Annotated in this window: 12 protein-coding genes and 1 riboswitch; of the genes, 4 read left to right on the top strand and 8 right to left on the bottom strand. The window is 69.1% G+C overall.

Annotated features, from left to right (window positions below; translation table 11 throughout):
- Positions 1 to 9: 9 nt before the first annotated feature.
- From ASF25_RS08035 to ASF25_RS08020, 4 genes are all read right to left on the bottom strand, one after another.
- On the bottom strand, positions 10 to 783 hold the full coding sequence (locus tag ASF25_RS08035) for an SH3 domain-containing protein (RefSeq protein WP_244472945.1): 774 nt from the start codon (positions 781 to 783) through the stop codon (positions 10 to 12).
- A 95-nt stretch (positions 784 to 878) separates the two neighbouring features.
- Positions 879 to 1853, bottom strand: a complete 975-nt coding sequence (locus tag ASF25_RS08030) for a hypothetical protein (RefSeq protein ID WP_244472944.1) — start codon at positions 1851 to 1853, stop codon at positions 879 to 881.
- A gap of 220 nt (positions 1854 to 2073) precedes the next feature.
- Positions 2074 to 5121 carry a transglycosylase domain-containing protein gene (locus tag ASF25_RS08025; protein ID WP_056304291.1) on the bottom strand — a complete coding sequence of 1016 codons (3048 nt, stop codon included), beginning with the start codon at positions 5119 to 5121 and terminating at the stop codon, positions 2074 to 2076.
- Between the two features lie 143 nt (positions 5122 to 5264).
- Positions 5265 to 6899 (bottom strand): AarF/ABC1/UbiB kinase family protein, encoded by a 1635-nt coding sequence (locus ASF25_RS08020; protein ID WP_056169167.1) that lies wholly within the window; start codon positions 6897 to 6899, stop codon positions 5265 to 5267.
- Positions 6900 to 7147: 248 nt separating this feature from the next.
- Between ASF25_RS08020 and ASF25_RS08015 the strand changes: the two genes are divergently transcribed.
- A complete protein-coding gene (locus ASF25_RS08015; RefSeq protein ID WP_056304290.1) occupies positions 7148 to 7792 on the top strand; it encodes an MBL fold metallo-hydrolase in 645 nt (214 codons plus the stop codon).
- 174 nt (positions 7793 to 7966) lie between these two features.
- The gene (gene gyrB, locus ASF25_RS08010) at positions 7967 to 10435 is read left to right on the top strand and encodes a DNA topoisomerase (ATP-hydrolyzing) subunit B (protein WP_056169161.1); all 2469 of its coding nucleotides are present in this window, start codon (positions 7967 to 7969) and stop codon (positions 10433 to 10435) included.
- 6 nt (positions 10436 to 10441) lie between these two features.
- Here gyrB and ASF25_RS08005 read toward each other — a convergent pair whose 3' ends face one another.
- Positions 10442 to 11857 carry a peptidase gene (locus ASF25_RS08005; protein ID WP_056304289.1) on the bottom strand — a complete coding sequence of 472 codons (1416 nt, stop codon included), beginning with the start codon at positions 11855 to 11857 and terminating at the stop codon, positions 10442 to 10444.
- Positions 11858 to 11884: 27 nt separating this feature from the next.
- Complete coding sequence (locus ASF25_RS08000) at positions 11885 to 14056, bottom strand: TonB-dependent siderophore receptor (protein WP_056304288.1); 2172 nt, start codon at positions 14054 to 14056, stop codon at positions 11885 to 11887.
- Positions 14057 to 14371: 315 nt separating this feature from the next.
- A riboswitch (cobalamin riboswitch) is annotated at positions 14372 to 14588 on the bottom strand.
- A 189-nt stretch (positions 14589 to 14777) separates the two neighbouring features.
- Here ASF25_RS08000 and ASF25_RS07995 point away from each other — a divergent pair.
- The gene (locus ASF25_RS07995) at positions 14778 to 14987 is read left to right on the top strand and encodes a hypothetical protein (protein WP_056263763.1); all 210 of its coding nucleotides are present in this window, start codon (positions 14778 to 14780) and stop codon (positions 14985 to 14987) included.
- A gap of 274 nt (positions 14988 to 15261) precedes the next feature.
- On the top strand, positions 15262 to 15861 hold the full coding sequence (locus ASF25_RS07990) for a DUF2147 domain-containing protein (RefSeq protein ID WP_056304287.1): 600 nt from the start codon (positions 15262 to 15264) through the stop codon (positions 15859 to 15861).
- Between the two features lie 91 nt (positions 15862 to 15952).
- Here ASF25_RS07990 and ASF25_RS07985 read toward each other — a convergent pair whose 3' ends face one another.
- Entirely contained in the window at positions 15953 to 17179 is a 1227-nt protein-coding gene (locus tag ASF25_RS07985; RefSeq protein WP_056304286.1) for a serine hydrolase domain-containing protein, read from the bottom strand.
- A gap of 70 nt (positions 17180 to 17249) precedes the next feature.
- A complete protein-coding gene (locus ASF25_RS07980) occupies positions 17250 to 17744 on the bottom strand; it encodes a DUF427 domain-containing protein (protein ID WP_056169143.1) in 495 nt (164 codons plus the stop codon).
- Positions 17745 to 17820 lie beyond the last annotated feature (76 nt).

Raw genomic sequence — 17820 nt, 5'->3', positions numbered from 1 at the left:
AGGGAACCCTCAGGCGTAGGTCGCCTCGGGCTCCTCGACGCCCTCGTCCGAATCGAGCCCGTCGTCGAAACGTCCGTCGCCCGGCGGGGCGACCGGCACCAGGAAGGCGGCATGCAGGTGTCCGTCGATCAGGCCATCGTGGTTCAAGTCCACGCGTGCCCAGTCCCCATTCGGGCCGTCGAATGATTGAACCGTCAGTTCGCTCCCAGGGCCGATCGTCCGCAGCCGATCGAAGGTCAGCCCCGGCCCTGCCCGCAGGCGTAGACCGTCCCGGGCCGCCACCATGAAGCGGCCCACGGTCCCGGCCAGCGGCACGGCGTCCGCCAGCCTGCGGCCCGACGCCACCGGATTGGCCCAACCCTTTTGCGCGGCGTTCTGAAGCCATATCGGTGCATTCGCGACGTGCCCGCCTGCGCCCCAAACCAACTCGGACCGATCCCGCGGGGATGTGCCGAATCCAATGTGAAGCGTCGTCTTGCCCATGTAGTCGACGCCCGCCCCGATCCCGTTGGCGCCGAGGGCCGCGGCGGCGGTGACGAAAGCCTCGACGATGGGCAGATCATCGGGATCGGTGAAATCGAGGGCGCGACTGCCGTCGACGAGGAGTTGTAGGTCGGCGGCTCGGCCGTGATCATGACGCGTCGAGCCGGTGCGCTTGCCACCGGACCCTTTGGGCGCCTGCCCCCCGGAGGTGACCCGCACCAGGGCGACGCCCGCCACATCGGCCGCCCGGCTGAGGAGCTGCTTCAGCTCCGCCGAAATGGCCCGACACCGAATCTGCATTCGAGTGTCCTCACGAACCGTCGCCATGATCCAAGCCTCCTGATTCCACGAGAAATGTCGCGAAATCCCGGCAATAAATCAACCTCAGGTTTACTTCAGTTCTTGGCGAGGGCGTCCGCGAAGGCGGTCATGCGGTTGCGGGCGTAGGTGGGCAGGCCGGCGCTGATGGAGGTGCCGGTGTTGAACGACGAGTTGCCCATGAGCACCTGGGCCGGCAGCAGGTTCTTGAGCACGGGCACGTGGGCGTATTCCTGCTTGCGGTCGAGGACATCGGCCTTGATGGCCAACGCCATATAGGTGGTGACCACGGTCTTTCCGGGATCGCCCGGCATCGGCTGGAACAAGGCGAGGAACTTGCCGAAGCGCAGGATCTGGTTGACCCAGAAGATCGTCTGTTCGAGCCCCCCCGTCACCGGCGCGTCGATCTTGGTGAGCCCGGCGAGCGGCGCGGTCTCGGCGGGGGGAAGGGTGCGCAGCTCGCTCTGAAACGAGACGAACTCGGCGACCTTCTTCGACGCCCCGTCCTCGAGCTTGTTGGCGAGCTTCACGCCCAGCGGCAGCTTGCCCTCGAGGTCGTAGCGCGATTCGATGCAGACGGTGCCGAGATCGCACCACGGCCGGTCGGGGCGCTTGGCGAAGGCGGCGGCCGGGTCCTTGGTCGGCGTCACGTCGGCGGGGTTCAGGATCTTGTGCTTGATGACCGGGTCCATCTTCGCCACGAAGCCGAGGGTGGCGTAGGAGGCGAGATCGATGGAGTCGGCGGGCCTCGGCACCACGAAGCGCCCCTGCGCCACGTAGACCTTGAGGGTCTCGTGCCGGCGTTTCGACACACCGTTGAGGGTCTGCAGATAATCGGGCTCGGCGTAGCCCGCGTAGGGCGCCAGCGCCGCCCGCTCGGCCGGCCGGACCCGGCCCCAGTCGAGGTAGGGCACGAGGCCGTTCTCGGGCTTGGCCGGGTCGTCGCGATGGTCCGTGAACAGGATGGTGCCGGGCTTGAGGCCGGAAAGACCCACCGCCTCGATGGACGGCACCTCCTTCACCCGGTCGGAGGCTGCGGGCTGTTGTTTCATGCCCTCCTGCGCGTGCGCGGGGAGGGACAGGGCCAACAGGGCGGCGAGACGGAGAAACGCGGAAGGGTGCATCGGCACGTCGAAGCCTTTGGTCGTTCGGGATAGGGGAGGTGGGGGTTGCCGGCCCGCGCTCGGCGCAGGCCGACGCCCCCTGGTCCCTCTCCACGGGGGAGGGAGACCCGCTCGTCGCCGGTCGGGCGAAGCGGGTCGGAATGACGGGTCAGTAGCGCGGGTCGTCCCCGAACAGGTAGTCGGGATCGCGGCGGCGCGGACGGGCATAGACCTCCTCGTCGCCGAAAGGCGAGCGCTGGGTGCCGGGCCAGACCGGATCGGGGTCGCGCTGCGCCCGGCGGCTCGGGGTCCGGCTCCGGGATTCGCCGAACGGGTCGAGGACATCGGGCTCCGCGCGCCGGCCCGGCAGGGAGCCGAAGAGGTCGCCGGCCCCGTCCTCCGCTCCGCCGAGGTCGCCATCCTCCGCGTCGGGCCGCATGGCGGTCCGGGTCTCGCGCGGCAGGAGCTTGTACTGGGTGTCGGCCATGCGCCCGTTGGCGAGGCGGAAATGCTCGAGGAAGCCGCCGCCCGACACCTGTTCGCCGCTGCGGGCGTCGATGGGCAGGTCGGCCAGATACGGCCGGGCCTCGGCCGAGGGCGGCGCGAGGTTGGTGCGCGGCACGCCGTTGGCCCAGGCCGCCTGAAGGATCGACCCGGCGATGGGCACGGCGAGATGCCCACCGGTCTGACCACGCCCGAGGGTTTTTCGCGTGCCGTCGGCGTTGTCGTAGCCGACCCAGACCACGATGGTGATCTCGTTGGTGAAGCCGGCAAACCACGCGTCGTTCTCGTTCTCCGAGGTGCCGGTCTTGCCGGCGATGGCGGACGAGAACCGGCTCAGCGCCGCGGCCGTGCCGTGCTGGGTCACGCCCTGGAGCATGGTCTTCAGCTGGTAGAACGCCACCCGGTCGGCCGAGGCGATGCGCACGGGCTCGCGGGGGCTGCGGGTGTAGAGAACCCTGCCGTCCCGCTCCACGGATTCGAGGGCGTAGGGGGCCGGGCGCGCGCCCTCGTTGGCGATGGCCGCGTAGAAGGCCGCGAGATCCACCATCCGCACGGGCTGGGAGCCGAGCACGAAGGGGTAGTAGCGCTCGCACTCGGCGTAGAGCTGGGCTTCGAGGGCGAGGTCGCAGACCTTCTGCAGGCTCGCTGGCGCCTTGTCGGCGATGCCGCCCTGCAGCAGGCGCGCGGTGACGAGGTTCTTCGAGAATTCGAGGCCGCGCCGCAGGGTCGTGGCCCCGGCTCCACCCCCGTCGTAGTTCTTCGGCGACCAGGAATCACCCACCCCGCCGATGGGCGGGAGCGTCACGGCGGCATCCATCACCAGGGTGTTGGGCTGCAGGCCGGCATTGAGGGCGGCGAGATAGGTCACGGGCTTCAGGGTCGAGCCCGGCTGGCGCACGGTCTGGGTCACCCGGTTGAGCTGGCTCACGGGGTAGGAGAAGCCGCCCGCCATGGCGAGGATGCGCCCCGTGCGGTTCTCCAGCACCAGGGCGGCGCCCTGGACGCTCGGGCGCACCCGCAGGTCGGCGCGCGGGGTCTTGGCTGAGGGATCGCGCAGCTTCACCCGCACCACGTCGTAGGGGGCGAGCCGACCGCGCGCCGGACCGGGCTCCAGGCTGATCGTGCGCCCGTCGGCCAGACCCGCCTTCGCCGGACCGCCGCGGCCGGGATCGAGCACCACGGCCAGCGGCCAATGCACATCGTAGAGGACGGGCCGCGCGTTCTCCAGGGCGCGCTGCCAGGTGGGCTTGGGACCAGCCGGCTTCGGGGACGTCACCTTGGCGGCGGCCACAGCCGCGGCCCGTGCCGCCTTGCGCTCGGCCTTCGTGCCCGTGGGCACGGATTTGGAGGCCTCGGAGGGTTTGGTCTCGCCGCCGACGAGGAGCGGCACGGAGAGCGCCGAGCCCTCGGGGGCGGGGGCGGCCCCGTCGAGCTTGCGCACCGCCTCGGCGAGGTTGAGTTCCGGCCCCTCGTAGCGCTGGCGCCCGGTGGCGCGCTCGTAGCTGGCGAGTCCGTCCTGGAGGGCGGTCTCGGTGGCGGTCTGGAGGCCGGCGTTGAGGGTGGAGCGCACGGTGTGCGAAGCCGAAGTCAGTGAGTCGATCCCCGCGAAGGTCCGGGTCTCCCGGGTGAGGTGATCGACGAAGTAGAAACCGGAATCGCGCCGTGCCGCCTCCATGGAGGCGAGGCCGAGGGGCGCATTGGCGGCCTGGACGAGCTGGGCCTCGGTGATGACGCCCTCCTCTTTCATCCGGGCCAGCACGTAGGCGCGGCGCTCCCGGGCGCGATCGGGGTACTTGTCGGGATTGTAGAAGTTCGGCCCCTTGGGCATGCCGGCCAGAAGGGCGGCCTCCGGCACCGTGAGCTGGCCGACCGATTTGCCGAAATAGCTGCGCGCGGCCATCTCGATGCCGTAGGCGCCGCGCCCGAGATAGATGCCGTTGAGGTAGAGTTCGAGGATGCCGGCTTTCGGCAGGATGCGCTCGAGCCGGGATGCCACGATCATCTCGCGGATCTTGCGCTCGTAGGTGACGTCGTCGCCCACCGACAGGTTCTTCACCACCTGCTGGGTGATGGTCGAGCCGCCGGCCGGCCGGCCCGGGGAGGCGAGGTTGCCGATGAAGGCGCGGATCACCCCGCGCTCGTCGATGCCGTGGTGGGTCTCGAAGCGCTTGTCCTCCGCCGCCACGAAGGCCTTTTGCACCATCGCCGGCACCTCCGCGATGGGCACGCTGAGGCGCCGTCCGTTGGCCTCGAAGGCCTCGGCGTAGCGCTTACCCGCCCCGTCGAGGATGAGGCTGGCGCCCGGCAGCTTGCGCTCCTTCAGGGCCTCGGCCAAGGGCAGGTCGAGGACGGCCTTGTTGTAGAAGGCGATGACCTCGCCCGCATCGAAGGGGGAATCCTTGGGGTTCTCGCCCTTGCAGAACTGGCGGTAGCTGACGTTGAGCTCACCGATGTCGAGGCCGTGCAGGAGCTTCGGCGCGCTCGCGCCCGCGATGGCGGTCGGATCTTCCATCGCCGTGGAGATGAGCTCGTCGAGGTTGATGTCCTCGATGTCGAAGGCCTTGCGCATGTGGGCGCAGCCGTCGCGCAGGATCTGCACGACCTGCCCCCTGTCGGCCACCGGATCGAACTGGGTCTTCACCACATCCGGCCGCGTCGTGACCTGACTCAGCGTCAGGGCCGTCGCAAACAGCTTGATCAGAATGATGTTCATGAAAGCCGAGCAGGGGATCTTCGGGGCGCGGCGGGTCGGCGCGCGACTGCGGCCAAGACTGCGCCGCACAACGCGGCTGATTTAAGGTGGCGCTTGGGCCGACCCGGCCTCCGGGAAATCCAGATCGGTTCAGCGGTTTTCGCCTACTTGTTGCGCCCGAGCAGCACCAGCCAACCGATCCCGATTACGCACACCATCGCCCCCACGGTGACGAAGGCCGGGGTGCCGAGATCCATGAACCGGGGCGCCAGCTGCGTCGCGAAGGCGGCCACGATAAGCGCCACGGCGATGCGGGCGGCGGCGCGCTCGATGCCGCGGGTGAGCTTCTCGATGCCCTTCAGCTCGATCTCGACGGTGACGCGGCCCTGCTTCAGGCGCACCAGCATGAGGTGGATCAGGGTCGGCAGTTCGGAGGCCGCGCCGAACAGGCCGGCGCCCACCGCCTCCACCTTGCGGGTCAGGCCCTTGATGGAGAACTGCGAGGCGAGCTTGCGCTTCACCGTGGGGCCGGCGGCCGAGAACAGGTCAAAATTCGGGTCGAGCTGGCGCATCACCCCGTCGGCGGTCACCAGCCCCTTGAACAGAATGGCGAGGTCGGTGGGCATGGCGAGGTCGTTCTCGCGAGCCATGGTCATGAAGTCGGTGAGCAGGGCGCCGAAATCGAGGGATGCCCCGGTGTGGCGGGCGATGAAGGCCTGCGACGAGGCTTCGAGCTTGGTCAGATCCGGGTTGCTCGATCCGGTCCAGTCGAGGAGCACGGCCATAAGCCCGTCGGCATCCTCCTTCAGCATCGAGCCGATGAGCATGAGGAGCTGGGTGCGGCGGCGCTCCGACAGGCGGCCGATGATGCCGAAATCAATGAAGCCGATCCGGTCGCCGGTCATGATCAGCATGTTGCCCGGATGCGGATCGGCGTGGAACACGCCCTCGATCAGAGCCATCTGCAGGAAGGCGTCGGTGCCCTTCTGGGCAAGCACCACCTTGTCGATGCCGGCGGCGTCGAGGCGGGCGTGGTCATTGGGCGGAATGCCGTGGATGAACTCCTGGACGAGGACGCGCTCGGAGGTCCATTCCCAGTGGATCTTCGGCACCACGATGTCCTCGCGGTCGGCAAAGATCGCCGCGATGGTCTCGCAGTTGCGTGCCTCGTTGATGAGATCGAGCTCACCGTAGAGGCCGCTGGCCAGGTGCCGCATCTGCTCCTGCGGCTGGTAGCGCCCGAATTCCGGCCACTCGGTGACGACGACGCGGGTGGCATGGGCCAGGAGCCGCAGGTCGGCCTCGATGATCTTGCGCAAGCCCGGGCGCAGAACCTTGACCACCACCTCCTCGCCGGTGTGGAGCCGTGCCCGGTAGACCTGAGCGATGGAGGCGGCTGCAAGCGGCACCTTGTCGAACTCGGCGAAGACCTCGTCGGCCGGCGCCCCGAGGTCCTCCTCCAACTGCGGCTGGATTCGCTCCCACGGGATCGGCGCGACCTGGCTGTGGAGCTTCTCGAGCTCCTCGGTCCATTCCGGCGTCAGAAGATCGGGGCGGCTCGCAAGGATCTGCCCGAGCTTGACGAAGGTGGGCCCGAGGGCCTCGATGGCCCGGCGCACGCGCTGCGGCTGCGACAGGCGGGCGATATCGACACGGGGCGTGCGGCGCTTGGCGAAACGCGCCACGTGGGCGATGCCGAGGCGCTCGACCACCTTGGTGACCCCGTAGCCGATGAGCACGGAGGCAATCTCGCCGAGGCGTTGCCGGTCGCGCGCGGCGACGAAGGCTGTTTTCAGCATGTGCGCTTGGGACTCGACTGGGGAGGAGGCGGCGCCCGGACAACGAGCCTGGGCGTGGTACGGTTCGGCTAGGCCCTTGGCGAGGCCGAAGTTTGACGGCGATGATCACGCGGCGGATTCGCCCAACCCGTCATCTCGCGCTAGACAGGCCGCCATCCGCGCCCTTCCGGCGCAGGTGGAAGTTTTCCGCGCCTCTCGGGGCGCATGTGCAGTTTCCGCGCCCTCGAGGCGCATGTGCGAGAGACGCGATGCCAGGCACGCCCCGCGCCGGAATCATCCCGGTGACGCCCTTCCAGCAGAACTGCACCCTGATCTGGTCCGACGAGACCAAAATCGGCGCCGTGGTCGATCCGGGCGGCGACCTCGACCGGATCGAGGCGGCGATCCAGGCCCAGGGCATCACCATCGAGAAGATCCTGCTCACCCATGGCCACATCGACCACGCCGGCGGCGCGGACGAACTGCGCGCGCGCCTCGGGGTGCCGATCGAAGGTCCGCACGAAGCCGACCGCTACCTGCTCGACAGCCTGCCGGAGACGGGCGCCAATTACGGGATCGACGGGGCGCGGGCCGTGACGCCCGACCGCTGGCTGGTGGAGGGGGACGCCGTCACGGTGGGGGGCCTCGCCTTCGACATCCTCCACGCGCCGGGCCATTCGCCGGGCAGCGTGGTGTTCGTGAGCCGGGACGCGCGCTTCGCGCTGGTGGGCGACGTTGTGTTCAAGGGGTCGGTCGGCCGCACGGACCTGCCGGGCGGGAGCCACGACCAGCTCATCCGCGCCATCAAGGAGAAGGTCCTGCCACTCGGCGACGACATCGCCTTCATCCCCGGCCACGGCCCGACGAGCACGCTCGGCGAGGAGCGTCTCACGAACCCGTTCCTGCAGGATTGACCCGACGCGACGACACCGTGGACGGGGCACCCGTCAGCCCCCGCCACGCACAGCGAAAGCAATGCTTTTTCAAGGCGGAAGGCTTATAAAGGCCGTTGACGCATTGCAGGCGTGTCCGGGGCTCGCGCCGGGGCACGAAGGATCACGCCCGGACCCGCCTGCCCGAGGAACTTCATGTCCGACACGACTCACAACAGCTCAGACGCCACCCACAACAGCGCGGCCGCGGCCTACGGCGCGGAATCCATCCGGGTCCTCAAGGGCCTCGATGCCGTGCGCAAGCGACCGGGCATGTATATCGGCAACACCGACGACGGCTCGGGCCTGCACCACATGGTCTACGAGGTGGTGGACAACGCCATCGACGAGGCGCTCGCGGGCCACGCGGACCTCGTCTCCGTCACGCTCAACGCCGACGGCTCGGTGACCGTCTCGGATAACGGCCGCGGCATCCCCACCGACATCCACAAGGAGGAGGGGATCTCGGCGGCCGAGGTCATCATGACCCAGCTCCATGCGGGCGGTAAGTTCGACCAGAACTCCTACAAGGTCTCCGGCGGCCTTCACGGCGTCGGCGTCTCCGTGGTCAACGCCCTGTCGCAATGGCTGCGCCTGCGCATCTGGCGCAATGGCAAGGAACACGCCATGGAGTTCCGCCACGGCGACGCGGTGTCGCCGCTGGTGGTGGTCGGCGACGGCAACGGGCGGCGCGGCACCGAGGTGTCGTTCCTTGCATCCACCGAGACCTTCACGAGCATCGAGTTCGACTACGCCACCCTGGAGAAGCGCCTGCGCGAGCTCGCCTTCCTCAATTCCGGCGTGCGGATCGTCCTCACCGACGCGCGCCATGCCGAGCACAAGCGCGAGGAGCTGTACTACGAGGGCGGCGTCGAGGCGTTCGTGCGCTACCTCGACCGCTCGCGCAAACCCATCGACGGGATGGCCAAGCCCATCATGGTGCGGTCCGAACGCGACGGCATCCGCGTCGAGGTGGCGTTCTGGTGGAACGACTCGTTCAACGAGACCGTGCTGCCGTTCACCAACAACATCCCCCAGCGCGAGGGCGGCACCCACATGGCGGGCTTCCGCGCCGCGCTGACCCGCCAGGTGACGGGCTACGCGGAATCGTCGGGCATCGCCAAGCGCGAGAAGGTGACGCTCACGGGCGAGGATTGCCGCGAGGGCCTCACGGCCGTGATCTCCGTGCAGGTGCCGGAACCGAGTTTCTCCTCGCAGACGAAGGACAAGCTCGTCACGGCAGCCGTACGGCCAGCGGTGGAGAACGTCCTCAACGAGGGCCTGTCCAACTGGCTCGAGGAGAACCCCGCCCAGGCGAAATCCGTCATGGGCAAGGTGATCCTGGCGGCCTCGGCCCGCGAGGCGGCGCGCAAGGCCCGCGAGACGGTGACGCGCAAGGGCGTCCTCGACATCGCCTCCCTGCCGGGCAAGCTCGCCGATTGCCAGGAGCGCGACCCGTCGAAGTGCGAGATCCTCCTGGTGGAGGGCGATTCCGCCGGCGGTTCGGCCAAGCAGGGTCGCGACCGCACCTTCCAGGCGGTTCTCCCCTTGCGCGGAAAGATCCTCAACGTCGAGCGGGTGCGCGCCGACCGGATGCTGTCGTCGGACCAGATCGGCACGTTGATCACGGCGCTCGGCGCCGGCATCGGCCGCTCGTCCACGGACCGCGAGGGCTTCAACCCGGAGAAGCTGCGCTACCACCGCATCATCATCATGACCGACGCGGATGTCGACGGCTCGCACATCCGCACCCTGCTGCTGACGTTCTTCTACCGGCAGATGCCGGAGGTGATCGAGCGCGGGCACCTCTACATCGCCCAGCCGCCCCTCTACAAAGCCTCGAAGGGCAAGCGGGAAATCTACCTCAAGGACGAGCGCGCGCTCGAGGACTACCTCATCGACGCGGGCGTCGACGGGGCGGTGCTGCGCCTGGCCTCCGGCACCGAGTTCGGCGGCCAGCAACTGAAGGCCCTCGTCGAGGAGGCGCGCCAGTTCCGCGGCCTGATGCAGGCGCTCCACACCCGCTACGACCGCGCCGTGGTCGAGCAGGCGATGATCGCCGGCGCCTTCCGGGTCAATGTCGACGAGAACGCGGCGGAGGCCGAGGTTCTGGCCGACCGGGTGGCCCGACGCCTCGACCGGATCGCCGACGACATCGAGCAGGGCTGGGAAGGCTCCGTCAGCGAGGGCGGCTACGTCATGAGCCGGACCTTGCGCGGGGTGCGTCAGGTCGCGACCCTTGATGCCGGGCTCATCGCCTCGCAGGAAGCGACGCGGCTCGCCGACCGGGCCGAGGCCCTGCGCGAGATCTATCACGAGCCCGTCACCTACGCCCGCAAGGGCGACGAGACGACCCTGCACGGCCCCGTCGGCCTGTTCGAGGCGGTGATGGCGTTCGGCCGCAAGGGTCTCCAGCTCCAGCGCTACAAGGGTCTGGGCGAGATGACCGCCCAGCAGCTCTGGGAGACCACCCTCGACCGCGACGTGCGCTCGCTCCTCCAAGTGAAGGTCAAGGACACCCAGGACGCCGACGACCTGTTCGTGAAGCTCATGGGCGACGTGGTCGAGCCCCGCCGCGAGTTCATCCAGGACAACGCGCTCAGCGTCGCCAACCTCGACGTGTGAGGCGCGTCATCGAGACGGCGCGGGGCGGCGCAGACGCCGCCAGCCGAGCACGATCCCCGTGAGAGCGATGCCGGCGCCGAGCCCGTTCAGGGTCCACAGGACGAGGTCCCAGGCCGGGCGGTGGCGCGTCAGGATCGCGAAATCGAAGCGGTGGGGGGCGGAGAACAGCCAGCGGTTGGCCCGGCCGCTTCGGTCGAGACGCATCAGGATCTCGCCCGTTTCCGGGTCGAGATAGGCCGAGGTCTCCGCCGGATCGTCGAACCGGACGCGCAACACCGGCAGCACCCGTGTCTCGTGGTGCGGGTACCAATAGGCGTCGTAGGCCGTCAGGGTCTCGGCCGCGACGACCTGCGCGCCCGGCAGGATGCGCGCCGCCGCCGTGCTCAAGGATTGCGGCGCCACAGGCGGTTCGACCCGGCGTCGCCCGTCCGCATTGGTGGCGACCGCGTGGACCTGTCCGGCGATGCCGGTGAACCGAATCTCGACGAGACCGGACACGGCGACGGTGCGCAGGGCGTCGAAGCCGGGGAGGGGCGCTTCTCCCATGACGGCGCTCCGCATGGCGGGTGTTGGGCTCGGCCCGGAGAACCAGCGGTTCGGGTTCATCGACAGCCAACCGCTCGCGACCCAGCCGAGGAGCGCCACGCCGCCGACGATCCCGAACAGGTGGTGCCAACGCATAACGCCGCGATAGGGCGAGACTCCCATAGCGTAGGGCCGGCGCAGGCGCAGGCGCCAGACCCCGAGGACGAGGCCGCTCAGGACACTGGCCACGGCGATGCCGGAGATCCACAGCACCACGTCGCGCCACAGCTCGGCCCGGGCGCGCAGGGGCGTGAGGTAGATCCAGTGCGGGATCGACCCGAGCCAGTTCCAGCCGCGCGCGAACCGCGTCGTCTCTAAAACGACGGCGCCGGTGACCTGCGAGACGTAGCGCTCGGTGCCGGCGGAATCGTCGTGGGCGACGACGTGGAACGGGCGGAACGGATCGTAGCGCGCCGTCACGGTCCACTGGTCGCGCTGGATCGTCGTCACGCTGGGGTTCGGACCGGTCCCGCCCCGGGCCCGAACGAGGGCCAGGGCTTCCGCCCCGGACAGGGGTCCCAGCACCGCGCCGGTCTCGGCCGAGACCGTCCCGAGTTCGCCCGTCGGGAGGATGGTCCGGTAGACCGGCGCATCGCCGCGCATGCCGAGCGACAGGGCGAGGGGCAGGCGCGTCAGGCCGAGGGGCTTCAGCGCCGCGTCGGGGCCGAGCCGCACCCGATCCCAGGCGATGGGGGACAGGCCGGCGAGCCGCGCCGCCTCCGTCAGGTTGGGGAAGGGGACGTACATCATCACCAAGCCCGATAGGACCCAGGTGGCGAGGAACATCCCCGTGGCGATGCCGAGCCAGCGGTGGCCGAGGATCAGCCACCGCTTCATTGGTTTCAGGAGGCGGCGCACGGCGCGTCAGAAGCTGACGCTGTAGGCGACCTCGAACGAGCGCGGCCGGCCGAGGAGCCAGTTGGTGCCGACCCCGTTCACGGCGTTGCCGCTGATGGCGTAGACCGTGTCGGCGAGGTTGTAGGCGCGCAAGGAGAGGCGCGAGGCCGGCCCGACCTGATAGTCGAGCCCGGCATTGAGCAGGGCGTAGTCCGGGCGCCGGGCCATGTTGCCGAAATCGCTGAAGGTCTCACCGACATACTGCACGCCGATGCGCGCCTCCCAGGCCGGGGCGAAGGCCCAGTTCACCCAGAGGTTGGCGACGCGCTCCGGCACGTCGATGGGTTGGCGCCCGGCATAGGACACCACTGCGCCGGCGACGCTCTGGTTGAAGTCGTCGTACTGGGCATGGAGGAGGGCGACGTTGGCATCCACACGCCAGGCGTCGAAAAGGTGGAGGGACACGGCCGCCTCGACGCCCTGCGAGGATTGCCGGCCGACCTGGGTCGAGACGGTGGGCTGGCCCGGCACGGTGGAGACGAGGTTGTCCTTGACGATGCGGTAGCCGGCGAGCGTCCACTCGGCCAGCCCCCCGAAGGCGATGCCCTTGGCGCCGACCTCGACCTGCTGGCCGGTGGAGAGGCGGAAGTTCGCCAGACTCTGCGACAGGGTGATGAGGCTCCCCACCGGATCGGTGGCGGTGGCGTATTGGGCGTAGAGGGAGAGGTCTGGCGTCGGGGCGTAGACGGCACCGAAGCGGTAGCTCAGGGCCTGGAAGTCGCGCTGGAAGGTGGCGCCGGAGACGAGGTTCCGGCGGTTCAGGGTCGGGGCGTCGAAGCGCACGCCCGTCAGCAGCGAGAGCTGATCCGACAGGATCAGGCGGTTCTCGGCGAAGACCGAGGCCTGGTTGGTCGACGTGGCATAGGCGGGCGAGGCGCGGCCGTTGGCCGGGAACAGGCCGGGATCGTAGGCGAACGGATCGACGCTCGTGGTGAGACCGCCGCCCTCGGACTGGAAGTTGTTAGTGTGCCGGAAGGCGATGTGATTGACGTCGAACCCGGCCAGAAATTCGTTGCGGAACCCGAACAGGGTGCCCCGGACCGTCGCGTCGAGGCGGTTCCCGACCTGTTCCTGGTGGTGGTAGATCTCAAGGTAGTCCGAGCGGTCGATGCGGCCGGTGCCTCGGTTGAAGGCGTATTGCTCGACGTCGAGCCACTGGCGCCGGCTCTGGAGCCGGTAGGCGGTGTTGCGCACGGTGATGTCGGCGCTCGGGCTCCACTCGGTCCTGAGCTGGGTCCAGTTGTCCGTCCAAAAAATCTTGGCGTCGCGGACGTTGTAGTTGTTGAACCGGATGGAATCGAGGATCCGCCCGTTGACCAGCGGCGTACCCCAGTAGCGGGCGGGCTCCTGGTAGCCGAGGTCGTGGCTGAGTGTGAAGGCGAGGTCGGGGGCCGCCTGCAAGGTCAGCGCGCCGGAGACCGCGAGGTTACGAAAATCTCCGTCGGGCTGCATCCAGCCGCCGGACCGGTTGCCGCTGATGTTGAAGCGGTAGGCCAGGGCCTCACCGATGGGGCCGCCGGAATCGAGGGCGAGGCGGGCGAGACCGTCCGAGCCCAGGGCCGCGCGGGCCTCGTTGATAGGCGTGAACACCGGCTTCTTCGTCACCACGTTGACGACGCCGCCGATGGCCCCGTCGCCGTAGAGTACCGAGGCCGGGCCGCGCAGGACCTCGATGCGCTCGACGTTCCAGGTGTCGAACGGGAAGGTGACGGTGCCGGCGCCCACGTAGAGGCGCGTGCCGTCGTAGAGCTGCTGGATCGAGTTCGGGCCGGCGAATCCGCGCGCCGTGAAGGCCCCATTGCCGTTGCCGGGGGCCGCCACGGTGGTGATGCCGGTGGCGTTCTCTGTCACGGCCTCCGCGACGGTGTTCTGGCCACGCCGGCGCGCGGTCTCGCCCGCGATCACGTCGACGCTGGCCGGCGTCTCCAGGGGCGTCAGACCGAGGCGGCTGGCGCCGCGATCCACCGTGCGCAGGTTGAGCCCGGCGGGCGCGACGCCGGAACCGGCCACCGACAGGGTGTCGAGGGTGACGGCCGGCTCCTGCGCCGAGGCCGCGATGGGAGCGAGGACAAGGAGAAGACATCCTCCGACGATCCCGGGACCGGGATGATGCGCGAGGCAGGAACGTGGAAACAGCATGGCGATGCGAATTGTCCGAGGGCGCGCGACGTACGCGACGACGCTTCCACCACGCCTAAAACGAATGTTATAATGTTACAATCGTTCAGTCCTGGCCAAGCCTTTTCGTGCGACGACGCATGAGCTCGACGGCCGCACGGGTGCGGTACGCGATCACGATCGATAGGCAATGAAGGCAGTGGTTCGGGCGGGCGCATGCGGAAACGGCGGGCGCGCACGGGGCGCGGTGTGGCACGTCACCGCGAACGAGGCCGATCCGTTCGCGGCATGCGAACGCCCCGACACCCATCAGGACACCCCGCCCGATGCGTTTCGCGTGTGACCACGACTGACGGCAGGTCTCCTGGCTCGCGGGTCACCGCCCTCTCATCGTCTTCCCAGGCCGGGATCTTGGCAGATCCGGAAGACCCAGTGACGTGTTGATGATGGGCTCGCCGCTTACAGTTGCGGGGGCAGCCGCGGCATCGAGCCGAAGCCCTCACCGCGTTCCCTTTTGATCCTCCGGAGAGGAACCGTCACGGTCACGCTAGGGCTTCGCCGAGCACCCCGTCAAGCCGAAGCGCGGATCGTGACGGTCGATCCAGCGGCAAAGCGGAATTCCAGGCACACCAACGGACCGACGACGACCAAGCGCCGAAAACCACGTTGACGCCTGATTGGAGTTATTCTAATTAAGAACGGCGCGGGCGGAGCGACTGCCCATCCGACCGAGAGAGACACAATGACCAGCAACCACAGCATCGCCTGCGAGAGCTGCCGCTTCTTCGACGATCACAAGCTCAACGGCGGCGCGGCAGCCGGCGATGCGGGCCTGTGCCGCTTCAATCCGCCCGTGAGCCAGCCGGAGCCGAAGTCCCCGGGCCTTTGGCCGGTGGTGGCGTCCAAGGATTGGTGCGGTCACTTCACGGCCGAGATGACCGCTGCCGAATAAGCGCGCCCCCATCACGAAGCCCCAAGAGCTGGCGCGAAAGCGCCGGCTTTTTGCGTTCGGGCCCGGACCGACGACCTGGGAGCCGGATTCCGGCAATGGCAGGGCGTGGTGGTCATGATCCGGTCACCTTCGCGTCCGAAGGCGGGGCATCACCGCACGGGGCGACGACCGCGTGTGGCCCGGTGACGGTCGTCCGGCGCGGCTCCGGCGGGCCGACACGACACGGCTGATGGCGCCGCCCGGCAGATTTTCGAAGTTTGAGGATGTCCAACAGATGATCGACCGATCGACCCTCGCCGCTCTGGCCGGCCTGACCCTGGCCGCGCTGCCCGGGTCCGCCCTGGCCGCCACGCCCAACGACGCGACCGGGACCTACCTCACCGAGGATGGCCGCGCGCGAATCCGCGTCGAGAAATGCGGTTCGCAGAACACCAACCTGTGCGGCTACGTCGTCTGGCTGAAGGTGCCGTTGAACGACAAGGGCCAGCCCCGCGTCGACTTCAAGAATCCCGACACCAAGAAGCAGGCACGCCCGTCGCTGGGGCACCAGCTCATCATGGGTCTGAAGCCGGATGCCGACGCTCGTTACGCCGGGAAGATCTACAACGCCGACGAGGGCAAGTTCTACGACGTGACCATGTGGGCCGATCAGCCCACCGAATTGTCCGTGCGGGGCTGCATGCTCGGGTTCCTGTGCGGATCGCAGACCTGGAGCAAGGTCAACGACGTGGTTCCGGGCCAGCTCACCGCGGCGACGAACCAGCCCGGCGGCCCGCGTTCCGACGCCGAATGGGCGCCCAAGCCCGCGGCCCCGAAGCCGGGCGCGAAGCCGGCCGCTCCCGGAACCGCACCCGCCGCCCCCGCGGCGGAGTAGGATCGCGCGTCGCCCGCATCGAGCCGCAGGACTCATCGGGAAAATTTCGAGCCGGCTTCGCCCAGCGGAGCCGGCTTTTTGTAGCTTTGGATCAGTCCACCAGGGCGGCGTAGGTCAGCACCCGCAACTCCCGGCGGATCGGCAGGGCCGAGGACGGGATGAGCTGGGCGAGGAGCACCACCGCGAGATCCTCGGCCGGGTCGACCCAGAATGCGGTGCTGGCGAGCCCGCCCCAGGCGGCCTCGCCGGGCGTCCCGACGATCTGCGCACGGGCCGGATCGAGCATCACCGAGAAGCCGAGCCCGAAACCGATGCCCGTATAGGCCGTCTCGGAGAAGCGCGGCTGGCCCATGGCGGCCAGATCGCCGTCGAGGTGGTTCGTGAGCATGAGATCGACGGTCTTGCGCCCCAGCAGCCGCACGCCGTCGAGTTCTCCGCGCGCCAGGAGGAAGCGGCAGAAGCGCATGTAGTCCCCCGCCGTGGAGACGAGGCCGCCGCCGCCGGAGGCCACCACCGGCGGACGCGCGAACCGGCTCCCGACGCAATCGTCGTAGAGCTTCAGGCTGCGCTCGCGAAACAGACTGTAATTCGCCGCGAACCGCTCGACCTTGTCGGGTGGAACGAAGAAATCCGTGTCGAGCATGCCGAGCGGCGCCAGGACGCGCTCCCGCATGAACTCCGCGAAGTCCTGGCCGGACACGACCGCGACGAGGTAACCGAGGACGTCCGTGGCGACGCTGTAGTTCCACTCGGCCCCGGGCTGGGCCAGCAGGGGCTGGCGGGCAAGGCGCTCCACCACGGTGGCGAGGCTGTCGGTCTGCGCCTCGCCGAAATCGACGCCGTTCTGGCGGTAGAGGCCATCGACGAGGGTGGCCTCCATGAAGCCGTAGGTCAGGCCGGAGGTATGGGTGAGGAGGTCGCGGATGGTGATGGCGCGCTGCGCCGGCTCGCTGTCGAACTTCACCCGGTTGCCGCCGGTGAGCACCCGCATGTCGGAGAAGTCCGGCAGGAAACGGGTGATGGGATCGTCGAGCTGGAAGCGCCCCTCTTCGTAGAGCATCATCACCGCCACCGAGGTGAGCGGCTTCGTCATCGAATAGATGCGCGCGATGGTGTCGGGGGCGAACGGCTTCTCCCGGGCGATGTCGGCGAGACCGTGGGTGCGGAAATACGCGGTCTTGCCCGCCCGCGCCACCATCACCGAGAGGCCGGCGAGCTTCCCGTCGGCCACCAGCCGCTCCATCCAGCCGTCGATTCGCCCCAGGCGATCCGGGCACAGCCCCACCGCCCGCGCCTCGACGTCGATCTCACCGTGCATGCCATCGCTCCATCACACCGTGACGGCATGTAGCCGGGCCTGACGGGGACGCAACCCCGGCGCCATGGTCCTACCAACCCATGGAGCCGGGACCACCCTTGAACGGGCCGACGAGGCCCGGCGTGATCCAACCGCCGTAGAACCCGCCGGGCTGCGGCGTGGCGCGGACGTCGCCGACGAAGCAGCCGTCCATCGGTCCGGCATAGAAGGCGAGGTATCCGGCGATGGCGCGAAAATCCGGCGTGGGATCGGGATAGGCCCAGGCCGCCCCCTCGGCGCGGCGCCCGCCGGCCGAGACGTCGTGGAGCACGGCGCGGCCCTTCCACTCGCAGAGGCCGGCCCGGCGCGGCGGGCCGAGCACGCCTGGGGCCACGTCGGCGGGCGGGATGTAGTAGGTCGGCGGATGGCTGGTCTCGAGGACGCGCCAGCCCGCCACCGTGCTGGCGATGGTCTCGCCCGAGAACACCACCCGCAGGCGCCGGGCGACGCGCTCCAGGCGGGGCGGCCGCGGGTAATCCCAGACGCTCTCCTCGTCGGGACCGGGGTGAATCGGTGTCGGCCACATGCGCAGCGGGCTCCTGGCGTCGGGATACGGATGCGTGAGTTAGGGCACGGCGTGGGCCGCGCCCCGTTTTCCACTG

The sequence above is a fragment of the Methylobacterium sp. Leaf100 genome (assembly GCF_001422845.1).
Taxonomy (GTDB): Bacteria; Pseudomonadota; Alphaproteobacteria; order Rhizobiales; family Beijerinckiaceae; genus Methylobacterium.
Note: the sequence above shows the minus strand (reverse complement) of the source record. Positions and strands in the feature narration are given on the sequence as shown.

Coding starts and splice junctions, on each gene's coding strand:
- ASF25_RS07985 (WP_056304286.1), bottom strand. CDS start 17,179: ATGCACGGTGAGATCGACGTCGAGGCGCGGGCGGTGGGGCTGTGCCCG.
- ASF25_RS08015 (WP_056304290.1), top strand. CDS start 7,148: ATGCCAGGCACGCCCCGCGCCGGAATCATCCCGGTGACGCCCTTCCAG.
- ASF25_RS08025 (WP_056304291.1), bottom strand. CDS start 5,121: ATGAACATCATTCTGATCAAGCTGTTTGCGACGGCCCTGACGCTGAGT.
- ASF25_RS08030 (WP_244472944.1), bottom strand. CDS start 1,853: ATGAAACAACAGCCCGCAGCCTCCGACCGGGTGAAGGAGGTGCCGTCC.
- ASF25_RS07990 (WP_056304287.1), top strand. CDS start 15,262: ATGATCGACCGATCGACCCTCGCCGCTCTGGCCGGCCTGACCCTGGCC.
- ASF25_RS08000 (WP_056304288.1), bottom strand. CDS start 14,056: ATGCTGTTTCCACGTTCCTGCCTCGCGCATCATCCCGGTCCCGGGATC.
- ASF25_RS07995 (WP_056263763.1), top strand. CDS start 14,778: ATGACCAGCAACCACAGCATCGCCTGCGAGAGCTGCCGCTTCTTCGAC.
- gyrB (WP_056169161.1), top strand. CDS start 7,967: ATGTCCGACACGACTCACAACAGCTCAGACGCCACCCACAACAGCGCG.
- ASF25_RS08005 (WP_056304289.1), bottom strand. CDS start 11,857: ATGAAGCGGTGGCTGATCCTCGGCCACCGCTGGCTCGGCATCGCCACG.
- ASF25_RS07980 (WP_056169143.1), bottom strand. CDS start 17,744: ATGTGGCCGACACCGATTCACCCCGGTCCCGACGAGGAGAGCGTCTGG.
- ASF25_RS08035 (WP_244472945.1), bottom strand. CDS start 783: ATGCAGATTCGGTGTCGGGCCATTTCGGCGGAGCTGAAGCAGCTCCTC.
- ASF25_RS08020 (WP_056169167.1), bottom strand. CDS start 6,899: ATGCTGAAAACAGCCTTCGTCGCCGCGCGCGACCGGCAACGCCTCGGC.